This is a genomic window from Neoalteromonas arenosi, from assembly GCF_030362855.1.
Lineage (GTDB): Bacteria > Pseudomonadota > Gammaproteobacteria > Enterobacterales > Alteromonadaceae > Alteromonas_E > Alteromonas_E arenosi.
Window position 1 is genome coordinate 114212 of record NZ_JAUCBP010000013.1, and the last position, 14079, is coordinate 128290.

Annotated in this window: 12 protein-coding genes; 4 read left to right on the forward strand and 8 right to left on the reverse strand. The window is 47.9% G+C overall.

Annotated features, from left to right (window positions below):
- Positions 1-50 precede the first annotated feature (50 nt).
- Genes QTP81_RS15960 through hppD form a run of 3 tightly spaced genes read right to left on the reverse strand, consistent with a single transcriptional unit; the run spans position 51 to position 2694 of the window.
- Complete coding sequence (locus QTP81_RS15960; RefSeq protein WP_289366851.1) at positions 51-1058, reverse strand: fumarylacetoacetate hydrolase family protein; 1008 nt, start codon at positions 1056-1058, stop codon at positions 51-53.
- Positions 1055-1603 (reverse strand): VOC family protein, encoded by a 549-nt coding sequence (locus QTP81_RS15965; RefSeq protein ID WP_289366852.1) that lies wholly within the window; start codon positions 1601-1603, stop codon positions 1055-1057. The genes QTP81_RS15960 and QTP81_RS15965 overlap by 4 nt, the downstream gene beginning before the upstream one ends.
- Positions 1604-1605: 2 nt before the next feature.
- Positions 1606-2694, reverse strand: coding sequence for a 4-hydroxyphenylpyruvate dioxygenase (hppD, locus tag QTP81_RS15970; protein ID WP_289366853.1), 1089 nt, complete (start codon positions 2692-2694; stop codon positions 1606-1608).
- A 140-nt stretch (positions 2695-2834) separates the two neighbouring features.
- Between hppD and QTP81_RS15975 the strand changes: the two genes are divergently transcribed.
- Positions 2835-3296: a MarR family winged helix-turn-helix transcriptional regulator gene (locus tag QTP81_RS15975; RefSeq protein WP_289366854.1), complete on the forward strand. Its 462-nt coding sequence runs from the start codon at positions 2835-2837 to the stop codon at positions 3294-3296.
- On the opposite strand, the gene QTP81_RS15980 is transcribed toward QTP81_RS15975, so the two are convergent.
- Positions 3283-4146 (reverse strand): alpha/beta hydrolase family protein, encoded by an 864-nt coding sequence (locus QTP81_RS15980; RefSeq protein WP_289366855.1) that lies wholly within the window; start codon positions 4144-4146, stop codon positions 3283-3285. The genes QTP81_RS15975 and QTP81_RS15980 overlap by 14 nt on opposite strands.
- A gap of 86 nt (positions 4147-4232) precedes the next feature.
- Between QTP81_RS15980 and QTP81_RS15985 the strand changes: the two genes are divergently transcribed.
- Positions 4233-4601: a MerR family DNA-binding transcriptional regulator gene (locus QTP81_RS15985; RefSeq protein WP_289366857.1), complete on the forward strand. Its 369-nt coding sequence runs from the start codon at positions 4233-4235 to the stop codon at positions 4599-4601.
- Here the strand turns inward: QTP81_RS15985 and QTP81_RS15990 are convergent.
- The gene (locus QTP81_RS15990; RefSeq protein WP_289366858.1) at positions 4566-5141 is read right to left on the reverse strand and encodes a uracil-DNA glycosylase family protein; all 576 of its coding nucleotides are present in this window, start codon (positions 5139-5141) and stop codon (positions 4566-4568) included. The two genes, QTP81_RS15985 and QTP81_RS15990, sit on opposite strands and share 36 nt — an antisense overlap.
- Positions 5142-5232: 91 nt before the next feature.
- Here QTP81_RS15990 and QTP81_RS15995 point away from each other — a divergent pair, with 91 nt between their 5' ends.
- Both QTP81_RS15995 and QTP81_RS16000 read left to right on the forward strand, forming a co-directional pair.
- Positions 5233-5643: a response regulator gene (locus QTP81_RS15995; protein WP_289366859.1), complete on the forward strand. Its 411-nt coding sequence runs from the start codon at positions 5233-5235 to the stop codon at positions 5641-5643.
- Positions 5644-5669: 26 nt separating this feature from the next.
- Complete coding sequence (locus QTP81_RS16000) at positions 5670-7229, forward strand: GAF domain-containing sensor histidine kinase (protein ID WP_289366860.1); 1560 nt, start codon at positions 5670-5672, stop codon at positions 7227-7229.
- 16 nt (positions 7230-7245) lie between these two features.
- On the opposite strand, the gene QTP81_RS16005 is transcribed toward QTP81_RS16000, so the two are convergent.
- The 3 genes from QTP81_RS16005 to pbpC form a co-directional block, all read right to left on the reverse strand.
- Entirely contained in the window at positions 7246-10509 is a 3264-nt protein-coding gene (locus QTP81_RS16005; protein WP_289366861.1) for a S41 family peptidase, read from the reverse strand.
- A 165-nt stretch (positions 10510-10674) separates the two neighbouring features.
- On the reverse strand, positions 10675-11610 hold the full coding sequence (locus tag QTP81_RS16010) for a VanZ family protein (RefSeq protein WP_289366863.1): 936 nt from the start codon (positions 11608-11610) through the stop codon (positions 10675-10677).
- Between the two features lie 73 nt (positions 11611-11683).
- On the reverse strand, positions 11684-14077 hold the full coding sequence (gene pbpC, locus QTP81_RS16015) for a penicillin-binding protein 1C (RefSeq protein ID WP_289366864.1): 2394 nt from the start codon (positions 14075-14077) through the stop codon (positions 11684-11686).
- Between the last annotated feature and the right edge of the window lie 2 nt (positions 14078-14079).

Genomic DNA, 14079 nt, shown 5'->3' on the forward strand with positions numbered 1-14079 from the left:
AAAAAAAGCACGCTTGAAGCGTGCTTTTTAGATCTTTTAACTAGCGGCTGTTACTGCTTGACTACCTGTTGCGCGATTTGACCAAAAATTGACTGGCCTTGTGAATCGAACATTTCGATGGCTACGCTATCGCCAAATTTCATAAAGGGTGTCGTTGGCTGACCGTTTTGTATAGTCTCAATCATGCGGATTTCCGCAATACAACTGTAACCTACACCGCCGTCTTTAACTGGTTTTCCAGGGCCACCGTCGAGTTTATTTGAAACCGTACCCGAGCCAATAATAGTGCCTGCCGCCAAAGGTCTGGTCTTGGCTGCGTGGGCGATTAATTGACCAAAATGAAATGTCATGTCAATGCCCGCATCGGGTTGACCGAATACTTCGCCATTAAGGTGCGAAACGAGTGGCAATTGCAATTTTCCACCTTGCCAAGCGTCACCTAGCATTTCAGGCGTGACACAAACAGGGCTAAACGCGCTTGAAGGCTTGGACTGGAAAAAACCAAAACCCTTCGCCAGTTCGCCAGGGATCAAGCCGCGCAGTGATACGTCATTAACGATCATGATTAAGCGGATGTAATCCAACGCCTCTTCAGCGCCTACACCCATGGGTACATCACCAGTCACTACTGCGATTTCGGCTTCAAAGTCGATACCAAAACCATCATCTTGTGGCATTACGATATTGTCACGTGGGCCAAGGAAGCTGTCTGATCCGCCTTGATACATCAATGGGTCAGTCCAAAAACTCGCCGGCATTTCGGCATTCCGCGCTTTGCGGACTAATTCTACGTGATTGACATAAGCGCTCCCGTCCGCCCACTGAAATGCGCGCGGTAATGGCGAGTGACAGTCTTCTTGGACAAAGGCTTCGCCGTCAATTTCACCGTTTTCTAATTGTGCGAAACGATGCGCAAGTTGCTCACTCACTGAGTCCCAATTGTCCAATGCATATTGCATAGTTGAAGCGATCCCCTGAGCTGATGTCATCTTCGTCAAATTAGTATTGACGATTACTAACTGACCATCACGGCCGCCTTTCAAACTCGCTAATTTCATGCTTTTGCTCCTGGAAAACCTTTACCATTGTGCAGCCAATCGGCGTGCTTCGGGGCTTTTTTAGTTTGCGCCCACTCTTCAAGCATTGCCGGCGCTACGCGTTTCAACTCTGCCATCATTTCCGGCGTTTGAGTATTGGTTGCCAATTCAATACGGTGTCCGTTGGGATCAAAGAAGTAAATTGATTGGAAAATACCGTGATCAGTTGGACCCAACACTTTAATATCATCAGCTTCAAGTTTGGCTTTCGCCGCTAATAAGTCGTCCATACTAGGCACTTCAAACGCGATGTGCTGTACCCACTCAGGCGTATTGCCGTCGCGTCCCATTTGCGGGGAGTTTGGCAACTCAAAAAACGCCAACACGTTGCCACAGCCGGCATCCAAAAATACATGCATGTATGGATCAGGTGCTTGCGTAGAGGGTACTTTGTCTTCAGCAATCGCCAATTGAAAATCCATATTCAAATAGTGCTGATAAAACTCAACCGTTTGTTTGGCATCATTACAACGATACGCCACATGATGGATTCTTGAGAGTTGCATGCTTACGCTTCCTCTTTAGTGTTTATCACACCGCGTGCTACTTGGTCGCGTTCGATGGACTCGAACAAGGCTTTAAAGTTGCCTTCGCCAAATCCTTCGTCTTGTTTGCGTTGAATAAATTCAAAGAACACTGGGCCAAGGACGGTCTCTGAGAATATCTGCAACAACAAGCGAGGCTGACCGCCTTCGGTGGTGCCATCCAGCAAAATGCCGCGTGCTTGCAATTCATCCACGGGTTCACCGTGACCAGGTAAGCGCTCTTCAAGCATTTCGTAGTAGGTCGCTGGTGGTGCGGTCATAAACTTCATGCCGAGTTTCTTCAAACGATCCCAACACGCAGGTAGGTCGTCACATGCAAAAGCAATGTGCTGAATACCTTCGCCATTGTAAGCCATTAAAAATTCTTCGATTTGGCCGCCACCGCCGCCACCTGCTTCTTCATTTAGTGGAATGCGAATTTTGCCGTCAGGCGCTGTCATTGCTTTAGATAGCAATCCAGTATATTCGCCTTTGATATCGAAGTAACGAATTTCACGGAAGTTAAACAGGTTGGTGTAGAAATCTGCCCAATAGCCCATGCGACCGCGATAGACGTTGTGGGTTAAGTGATCAAGTGTGTGGAAACCACAGCCTTCTGGATGACGGTCAACACCTTCAATCCACTCAAAGTCGATATCGTAAATCGTTTCGCCTTCTTTATAGCGATCAATCAAATAAAGTGCTGCGCCACCGATACCTTTGATTGCGGGTAAACGCAATTCCATTGGGCCGGTGTATAGCTCAACCGGCTGCGCACCTTTGCGCAGTGCCTCGTTGTAGGCAAACTGTGCATCTTTAACGCGAAATGCCATGCCACACGCCGAAGGACCGTGCTCTTCTGCGTAATAGGCTGCCGGGCTTTTTTTCTCGTAGTTGGTGATGAAATTGATGTCACCTTGGCGCCACAGCTCAACTTCTTTTGATTTGTGCACAGCAACTTTGGTAAAACCCATCATTTCAAACACAGGCTCTAAGATGCCTTTTTCTGGTGCAGTAAATTCTACAAATTCAAAGCCATCTAAGCCCATCGGGTTTTCAAATAAATCTGCCATTGCTCAATATCCTCGTAGATGATTAGTTGACTATTCGTGCCAAATGATCAGTAATAGTTGTGATAGCAACTAAATTAGTTGTTAGTGCAACTAATGTCAAGTTGTGACCCGTTTATGCCGCCAATGAGGGTAAAGTTTTTATGACAAAAGCCAATCAAGAACATCTTAAGTTAGAGCGATTTTTACCCTACCGCCTATCGATTCTGTCGAATAAAGTGAGCGGCATTATTGCTGAGACTTATAAAGATAAATTTGCTTTGTCGATCACTGAGTGGCGGATCATGGCGGTGCTCGGTGAGTTTTCCGATATCTCGGCAGATGAGATATCGTCTAAAACACAGCTAGAGAAATCGATTTTGAGTCGCGCAATTAGCAAACTGTTAAAGCGTAATTTGATTGAGCGCAGTATTGCCGCAGACGATCGCCGCCGCTCAGAAATTCGTCTGTCGGCCACCGGTATGACGGTCTACAGAGAAATTGTGCCTCTGTCGTATCAATACGAAGAGGCATTGCTCAAGTGCTTAACGGAGTCCGAGCAACGCCAGTTTAGTGAGTTAATTGACCGTTTGTATGCACACGCGGACTCGCTCAACACGCCCTAGTTTGGGCGTTGAAATACTCGAAAATATCCGGCCATAACGCACTGGCATTACTGCGAAAGTAGCCCATGTGACCGATTTCGCGCACGCCAATCGACTCAGCACTCACCGTAACCCGTTCCAGAGGACTATTGCGATAGTAACGCACAAATGCATCGCGCGAGGCAGGCATGGCCCATTTATCGTCAGCTGCCGTCACCGCTTTGATGGGCGTTTTGACGGCGGCGAATAGCGCTTCCATTTCGGGATGCTTGGGATCGTTAAAAAAGTAGTAGGGAAATCGACACCAGCGTTTCCATTGGCGGTAGACGCCCAAGGGTAAGTCTTCACCCATACCCAACACACTCCAACCCAAGAAGCCTTTCCAGCGGGTAATGACCGGCGCTATCACATTCCACATCAGTTTCACGCGCCACTTTTCCATAGCGGGCATCCAGCCGTGCCAACCGGCGCCAGTACCGAAGAAATAGGCTGCGCTGATACGTTCGTGATTACTGAGTAAGCCCAGCGCATGGCCACCATAGGAGTGCCCTACGATAAAAGTGGGCAAATCAATCGCGGCAGCGAATTCGACTACGGCGGATAAATCTTGGCGCGCCCAATCGCGATAATCCATATTAAAACCCCGTAGTGTGCGTGGGGCTGACTCGCCAATACCACGATAATCGAAGGTGATTACGTGATATCCCTGAATGACAGCGTGCTCGGCAAACTTGCGATAGAACCCCTGAGGTACACCTGTGGCGCTAGCAACAACTATTACTCCACGCGGTTGCGACGCAGAAAACACCCGCCCTTGAATCGTATAACCGTCGGCGGTAACAAATGACTGTTTATTCGTTATGACTGGCATTGAAGACCCCATTGCTCGATGACCTTGGGGCAATGATAAAGTATGGAGTATACTCCATAGTCAAGGGTTTATTAGAGGATTGTTTTATGAACGCAGCTGAAGTCGCCAAGCGCGCTGGAATTGGCAAAGATACTTTGCGTTATTACGAGAAGATCGGGTTAATCAGCCCGCCACCGCGCAGTGCTAATGGTTATCGAGCGTACAATCCTGCGGTGTTGGATGAGCTCAGGTTTATCAAACTCGGACAGTCAGTCGGCTTTACCCTCAGCGAAATAAAACCGGCAATACCTTTTGTTCGCGACCCTAGGCCAGGCTGTCCGTTGCTGACTAAGGCATTAGTGGCGCAGGTTGAACGGGTCGATGAGAAAATTGCCGAATTGGAACAAGCAAAGATTACCTTGCAGCGCTGGTTAACAAAACTAGCCAGCCAACAAGTTTCTAATTCTGGTGCGTAGCGCTGGAAGGGTCGATTGTTCAAACCATGCATAACGCTTCAACCAGCGATTATTGCGGCCAGAGGGGTGAGGCAGGGCAATACAGTTTTGGTTGAGTAGCGCTTCGTAGTCTTGCACGGCAGCGGTTAGGGTTGCATATTGCGGCAGATAGTTTTGCTGTGCATAACGGCCGAGATAAATTGTAAGCGATGCATTAGAGAGCGATAAAAAGTGCGGGTGCCATTGCGGAGCACAGGCTTTCAGTGGTGGTGCATCAGCGCCATTTTTATAACCGGGAAAACAAAAGCTCATTGGCAACACGTTCACCAATTGCTGTTGATAGAACTGCGATTCACTTAGCCCCAGCCACCGCCGCAAACGCTTACCTGAAGCATCCAGCCAAGCGATATTCTTATCATGAGCAACTTTACCTGGCGCTTGACTAATCAAATTGATGACAGCCTTATCGCAAAACATAAAAATTGGTCGGGGGGATTGAGGCAGCTCGCTCTGACACAAGGTACATTGCCGTGCTTGTGTCACGAGTTCATGTGTCTTCACTGTAAAAACCTGAGGAAAATGCCATGCGAGAATATCTTTGCACGTTATTCGTTGATAGGCTATTAATCATAAACAACATTGTAGTTCGCAAGTGAGCAAATTCTTGTTTGATTTCAATACACTTATCATTGACGACAGTGAGATCGACCGCTACATTCTCGCCCGTCAGCTCAAGCAGCTGGGAATTTCTCAGATCGCAGAGCACGCCAGTGCTAAATCTGCCAAAGACTACCTTGTTGCGCTACGAGAGCAACAGGCGGGAGTGTTTCCGAAGCTGTTAATTGTCGATATGCATATGCCACTGATGGGGGGCGTGGAGCTGCTTCGCGACCTTCGGCCGTGGTTTGATAGCGGCCCTCTGCAATCCGCACAAGTATTGATGTACTCAGCCAGCGAGGCCCCTGAAGAGCAAGCCGAAGCGATGGCTTTGCCGATGGTTAAAGGTTTTTTGGTAAAAGGCGCAAGTATCGAGCAACTTCAGCAGTCTTTGTCTAAGCTATAACACGTAGTTAAACACTTTGGAATCTCATGCAAAAACCAGCATTACCCGACAATGAAGTAGAGCGCTTAGCGGCCCTCCAGTCATATAACATCATGGACAGTGACGCCGATCCTGTGCTTGATGATTTGACCGACATAATCGCTGAGTTATGTAATGTCCCCATTGCGCTGGTGAGCTTGGTTGATGATCACCGCCAATGGTTCAAAGCTGCATGTGGCTTAAACGCTGAGCAAACCGATAAAGATATCGCATTTTGTGCCCATGCTATTCACGGTGATGATATTTTTGAGGTGAGTAATGCGTTAGACGATCCGCGCTTTCACGACAATCCGTTAGTTACTGGTGATCCACATATTCGCTTCTATGCCGGAATGCCACTGATCACCGAAGATAACTTCGCCTTAGGCACACTGTGTGTTATTGACACTAAGCCGCGCATTTTGACCGACAAGCAGCGCCAATTTTTGCGTTCTTTGGCAGGCGAAGTGGTGACGCGTTTTGAGCTGGAGCGAAAAAACCGTCAGCTAATGCAGGCGCAACAGCTGCAGCGCTTAATCTCTGACACCAACCAAGACTACATTTTTGTAAAAGATGAGGATTTTCGCATCGTTTTCGCCAACAAAGCCTTTATGACTTTGTATCCGGAAAATATGCAAGACAAGATCATTGGCTACACGACCGTTGAGGATTATAAGCCGGAAGAGGCTGAGCAATTTCTTGCCGATGACCGCTATGCGTTTGCTAATGGTCGTATAGAACGTTTTGAAACTATAGTTTTTCCAGATGGCGCTACTCGTACATTATTTACCACCAAGCTGCGGTTTAAGGATACTGAGAATGCCAACTACATCTTGGGCGTTGCACGAGATGTCACCGAGCGTGAAGCACTCATCGATTCGCTTAAAAAGTCGAATGCGGACTTAGATGAATTTGCTTACGTGGCGTCACATGATTTGCGTTCACCTTTGACCGCTATTCGGCGCTTGATTGAATGGGTGAAAGACGATGCAGTAGGTAAGTTAGACCCTGAATCACTGCGTCATATTGAAATGATCGAGACTCGTGCGGATCGGATGAATCGACTCCTCTCTGACTTATTACAATATTCTCAAGTAGGGCGTCAGCAACACGAAGCTGAAACACTTGAATTGGAATCAATTGTGGCCGACTGTGTGCAATTAATCGATGTTCCGGCGGGTTTTTCAGTAACGGCTGTTAATCAGGCGCTTTTACTGCCCAAATTCCCACTTGAACTGGTACTGACGAACCTCATTTCCAATGCCATCAAACACCACGACAAGGCGACGGGCAATATTGCTGTCGATTGCCAAGAGTTGGAGGCGAGCTATGCCATTCAGGTCAGTGACGATGGTCCGGGCATTGCACCAGAACATCGCCAAAAAGTGTTTGAAAAATTCACACGCTTACAATCGGAAGACCAAGTTGTGGGTAGTGGTTTGGGACTCGCGATGGTCGTCAAAATGGTCGAACACTACGGTGGCTCGATTGCCATCGAGGATAATGCACCGCGCGGCTGCACATTTATTATTCAGTGGCCGAAGACTCATTCAGTCCGCGACCACTAAATTTTCATTTTAAGAGTTAATGAACCACATCAGCAGGTTTTGGTGAGCTTGGCAATGGCTCAGCGTCCATCGCGGGTATGGGTTCTTGCTGCATTTTTTGTTGCAGCAAATCAATGGCTGCTTGCAACTGGGCATCTTCGCCGTTAAACGTCGCATGTGGCGGATTACTCACTTCAATATCGGGCGCCACACCACTACCCTCCACAATCCAGCGGCCATCCATTGCGAACACCGGATATTCAGCAACCCGTGAAATGCCATTGTCGACGACGCGATTACGCCCAGACAACCACACCCCAGCACCTGCCGTTTGCTTGCCAATAACGGTACCTAGGTCGAGGGCTTTTATACCCGCCGTAAAAGTTTCACCATCAGAGTAAGTAAACTCATCGGCTAACACCACTAAATGGCCCCGGAAAGTCTGTTGCATATTAGTGGATTGTTCACCATTTGGCGTTTGCCAGAACATCCAAGCACGCTTGAGTAACTTTTCCAGAATCCATGCATCTACGTTGCCGCCGCGGTTGCGACGTACATCGATAATAAGGCCAGCTTTTTGGTATTGAGCGTAGAATTCACGTGCAAAGCTAGCTACGTCCCGGCCCCCCATAGCGTAGAGGTGCAGGTAACCAATATCATCGTTTGCGTCGGCAACTTTGGCGCCATTGTGTTGTACCCAATCGTTATAGCGCAGCATAAAATCAGTGTTTGCACTGACGGGTTTGACTACCGTCTGATGGGACTGGCTATCACGAGCGATAGTCAACAGAACTTGCTGGCCGGCTTGATTGCGCAGGCTCTTTACCAAGCCCGCTGTATTGCTTATAGGCATACCATTCACATGAGTGATGACATCGCCAATTACCACGTCAACACCCGGTTTATTGAGTGGTGATGCTTGCGCTGGAAGCTCTGGATCGTGGCGGTAAATGTGTGTCACTTCAACGCCCTCATCAGCATCTGCAAAGGTACCGCCCAAGCTAGCCGCTTTGGGTTTGTTCGGGTCATCCGGTGTATCACCACCTCGTACTTGTGAGTGCAGCGCATTGAGCTCGCCCATCATTTGCTCAAAAATATCATTGAGCTCATGGCGGTCAGTCAGTCGTGCAAGTAATGGCGAGTATTTGCTGTACACTTGCTGCCAATCCAAACCGCGCATATTGGCGTCGAATAGTGAGTCGCGTTGCATTAACCAGGTATCGCGGAAAATCTGCTGCCACTCTTGCTGCGGTAAAATCGCCAACTTCCATTGCTTCGTTTGCAGTTTTGCATCTTTACTATCAGCGGGGAATTTTGCGCCCGCGCTAACAATAAATTGATTGTCGTTGTTACCGCCAGCTTTGCGTACAAACAGGCTTTTGCCTTCACTGCCCAATTGATAATCAGCAACATTATCGGTAAAGGTTTCAAGTTTAGTCTTGGGTTTTATCGCGATGGACTTTAGGGCTGGTTTTTGATTTGGTTCAAGCACCTGATCAATTACATAAAGAAAGCTGTCGTTGACCGCTAGCTTGGTATAATTCCCCGCTGGCACAGGTACTTGCCACAAACGCTCATTCAAGCCCGACCAATCGATTGTTACAGCGGTTGCATTATCGTCTGCCGCGCTCTCCTCGCTTGCACTGTTATCGTCGGTAGCCCCTGTCAATTCTGTCGGCGGTTGAAATGGGAACTGTGCATTTGCGTTTAATGCTAATGCATATATCAGTGTGCGTCGGTCAAATAGGGTGCCCATATTCCGATCTCCCCACGGTGAAGATGGCGTGGCATTGAACTCGCGATTCGACAGAAAGTACAACCATTGTCCGTCAGGGCTAAACGCCGGAGAGAATGACTCATACTTTTCACTGGTCAAAACGGCCTTGCGCTGCTCGGCGACCGAATATAGCAAAATACTCGGACGTTCAGACGTGCGTCGGTTGTGGGTTATGGCTAGCATTTGGCTATCAGCTGACCAAGTGAGACTAGCAATTTCTGCGATGCCAGTATTGTTATCAAGGACATTGCGATTTTCACCCGTGGCTAAATTTAACAACCAAAGGTTACCCTGCTTGTCGTCATGCGCGATGTACTGACCATCCGGCGATGGATAAATATTCCAGCGGAAACCTACGGCATCATTGGTCAACTGTGTTGCATTGGGTGAGCCGTCAGCGGCATATTGCCATATTTCCATTTCACCGCTGGCATCGTTGAGCGCGTACACCCATTTACCATCATGGCTTAAAATTGCTTGGCGCGTGCGCGATGTTGGGTCGGTGGCGATTTCAACTAGACGCTGGGAATCAGTACTGGCGACTGCGACGCGACCGCGAGCAGTGATGGTGACTTTCTCGACTGCGCTGGTGTAGCGCGCTGAATTGAGATACTTAAGTGGCTGATTCACCCAGCGCTCACGCAGTTGGGGAAAATCGGAGACCAGCGAAACCTCTACGGTGGATACGCGGTTTGTTGCGAGATCGAGGATTTTCAAATCGGCACCGTGCTGGAAAATAATACGGCCCTTATTGAGCATGGCATCACGCACTGCCCATTCAGAAAACTGGGTGATTTGTTGCTGATCACTGCCATCTGTCGACATCGACCATATATTATCCATGCCGCTCTGATTACTGACGAAAAATAGCATGTTATCGGCAATCATGGGTTCGCGGACTGAGCCTGCATGGGTGGCGGTGAGTGGCTCGGCTTCACGGTTCTGATTTAACCGGAAGCGCCAAATCTCGCCCGTGGCGCCACCGTTGTATTGATGGGCATTGTCAGTTGAAATTTGTAAACCAAACTGCGTGAAGTAAAGTGCGTTACCGGCGTTATTGATGCGTCCCTCTACCGCATCCGAGAGCGGGAGTGTGCGGCTATTTAGCGTAGTCGGATCGACGACTTTGAGCACCCAGCTTCCCGTAGGCCCTACCCGACTGTTGGTTGCGTAGACAATGCCTTCAGCGTGCCACTGATGTAGCTTTACGCTGCTATTTTCAAAGCTCACACGGGTGGCGACACCGCCAGACATTGGCATTACATACACTTCGGTAGTTCCCGAATAATTCGCCGCAAATGCAATCATACTGCCATCAGGCGATATAACTGCGCTGTGCTCTTCGGCAGGGTGAGTCGTCAAGCGCATGGCGGTGGGGTTATCTAATGATACTCGCCAGATATCGCCTTCAGCGGTAAATATCACCGTATTGCCATGCAAGCTGGGTTGCCGATAATAGCCTGGCGCAGCAATGGCTGTACCGGCTAATAAAAACGTTAAGAACACACACAGTCGAGTCGTCATATAAATCCACCTTACACATTGAGGTTTTGCTGCGAAGGGTACTATGGCGAAATTCGCGTTAGAAGTGTAGTAACTTATCGACAGAGTGCAGATTGTTGAGACAGACTTTTGTTGCAGAGATACTGCCGATTTATGAAAGAGTGCGACTGCAGCCTAGCCGTTTAATTATTGCAAAGCGACATAATCGATAGCGAATTGCTCTCCTTGCGCCTTATCGCTTAAGAAAAAATCAATCCGAGCAACCTCACCAAGATTCAGTAAGCGACTTTTAGGCGCGTTTTCTATTTCCGTCAAAGGGATTATTAGTTCGTTGCTACCAGGAGAAAGGGTAAAACCACCATTATAACGTTCATCGTAATGATGCACGCCTACCTCATGCATTCGATCGGTAATTTTTACAGTCACTCTAATAGGCGAGGCGTTAGGGTTTTCCAAACGAATAATTAAATGTTCATACCCCTGCCAGTTCATCGGGAAATCACGAAAAAATACGCCGGAAAAATGCCGATCAGCAGTGGTGAATACGTTGAGCTTACCGGGAGTATATTCGATTAACGCATAGTTACCTTGCCAGCTAGAGGCTTCAAACGAATAGTCAAAGCTGGCCAAAATTGGCGCGTTGATTTGAAAATAAGCTTGCAATGCGACTAATTTAGCAAGGGCAAAACGCTCGTATACAAAAACTGCGACGATTACGAAAAACATCATACCCGCGAGTTTTTTATCGCTAGGTGTACTGACGTACAAACGCCAACGCAAAGTAATTGCCAACCCCATACCAATAAAGTTACGCAGTATGTCAGCCCATTGAAACGCGCGTCCGACTGTATCTTGAATGCCTTCGATTGCGATGCTGGCCAGGGCTGTTATGAATAATAAGAATAAACTGCGCCTAGCTACATGGCCTGAAATGAGTGGAAAGAGCACCCATCCAACAATGAAAAACACACCGATATGTGCACCATCAAGTAATTCATTGATAAACGGTGAGCCCACACTTTGGATGCGGACAAAAAACAGCGGCAAAAAACACACTGCTACCAAGCCATAGCGGATTAGTTTGGCTCTTCGCGACTGGCTTCTTAGTGCTTTAAGGACCAATTTATTTCTCGACCGTGGATATTAAACAAGACTGTCTCATTTTTGCCTTTTTAATTGCAAGCTTAACATTTCCCTAATGTATGGACCTTACGGTGATATTGGTACTGCTACTGCGACCGAGATCGTCACTTACGTGTAATTCATAAACACCCGGTTTGGCATCCCAAACTAGAGGCTGCTGGGCATTGGCTATTGGTGTTGATTCGCCCACAAACTGTTGATTGGCAAACCAATAAAGCTTTTGGGTATCCGCGTCAGCACTGGCCTGCAGCACAATAGGTACCGTTGCTTGTTGACTATCGCGCATCAAGTACTCGATGTGCTTATCAGGTGATTGAATGATAGGGGCGTGGCCCTCAATAGACGCGTAATTAATGTCACACTCTGGGTTAAATGCAGGTGGCTGCTGAATAAATATTCCCGCTTGCTGGAACAGGGCAGTCATATCCGACGGCCAAAAAGCATATACCTGTTGAATGGTATCCGCAGCATAATTATTACAGGCTCGTAATCCCGTAGCTGGATCTATCGCAACAAAGCGATAAACTTGACTGGCGCGTATAGGAGAGACTCCTGGGATAAACCAAGTTTGGGTCATTTCTGGACATGCGGGAGTATACAAATCACCACTTGGACGGCATACGTCTATGCGCTTGAGATTCAGGTTTTTGGCTATGGCTAGTTTGTCTATAGCAGGTATAAAACGGCTACTTTGTTGTACGATTTCGAGCATTTGAAATAACAATGGGCCCGCCGCTTGAGCACCGACAAAAGCAGGGTTGCCCTGGCCATTGAAATTACCTATCCACACAGCTAATGCGTAGTTTCCTACTACGCCTACAGCCCAAGCATCTCGATAAGCCCAAGAAGTGCCGGTTTTCCACGCAATAGGCTGGGCGTTAAGGCCTAAGTTATGGTCAGTTTGTGCAAAAGAGCGAAGTGGATTGGGGTTGTTCTGTAGCATATCAGTCAAAAGAAAAGCTGCTTCAGGTGATAACAATTGTTCGGGATCAGGACGTTCGATAGGGATACCAATATTAGCCGCTTGATGCATACCATTATTATTAAGCATGGCGTACAGTTGGATCAGTTCAAGCATAGTAACTTCACCACCCCCGAGTGCCAGTGCTAACCCATAGTGTTCTTCAGCCTGCAATTGTTCTATACCGGCACGCTCAAGCATCTGATAAAAAGTCTGTGTGGAGCGATCTGACGACACGTCGTTCAAGGCTGCTTGCAGCGCAACAGCGGGTACGTTGCGGCTAGCGATCAAGGCTTGTTGGGCGGATATTGGTCCTTTAAAGCCACCGCCAAAATTCTCTGGTGTGAACCCGCCAAATCGACGCGGTAAGTCTTTTAATATCGTTGCGGGATGAATAATGCCCGCATCCAGTGCTAATCCATAAACGAAAGGCTTTAACGTTGAGCCGGGCGAGCGTTTGGCCAATGTCCCATTAACTTGGCCTTCAATCGCCGCATCAAAAAAACTTGCAGAACCGAGCATAGCCTCGATTTCCATACTATCAGTATTGAGTAGTAATGCTGATGCATTGGAAAATCCCTCGTTGTGACGCTTTAGCACGTAGCTGCGCAATATTTGCTCCAATCGCAGTTGTAATGGCATATCGAGGGACGTTTGCAAATAACCATGCGTCATTGGTGATTGTTCGGTCAGCACGTGCTCGACGAAATGCGGCGCATTGAAGGGTAATTCGCTGATACTGCGAACCTTTAGTGGCATACTTACGGTCGTTGTGTCTATTTCATTGGCTAGATTGTAATGTTGCCAACGAGTAAATAGGCGCTCCCGAGCAGTTCTTAACGCCGCAAACCCCTGTGCGGTCGCTGGATTGCGTTTGTTCGGGTTTTGCGGGATTACCGCCAAAGTCAAGGCTTCAGGAGTGCTTAACTGATGCACAGGTTTATTAAAATAAATTAAGCTTGCAGCGCCAACACCTTCAATATTGCCACCATATGAAGCGAGATTGAAATAAGCTTCGAGAATCTCATCCTTACTGTAATGTCTGCTCAGTTGGAGGGCTCTGGCCATTTGTTCAAGTTTACCCGATATCGAGCCCGTACTGATCCGCCAACGCAAACGTGCAACTTGCATGACTATGGTTGACGCCCCGATACGCCGTTCTTGGGTGATATAAGTTTGCCAAAATGCGCGCAGCAACGCCGCTATATCAATGCCCAGATGTGAGTAGTAGTTCTGATCTTCATACAATATGGTGGCTTGCCGCATTGCTTGAGGTATCTGCTCAATCGGTGTTGCCAAGCGATAACGTTGGTCCTTAGCAAGCGTTAAGCGAAGCAATTCACCATGGCGATCAAAAATCGCCGTTGAATAGCTGTATTGGTTTCCCAGCGACGGTTTCGGTAGCCAGATATAAATAGTGACACTGCCAATCAGTAGCGTGATAGCTACAATGGCAATGTATTTGCTGAATGGGCCTCTAGACATGA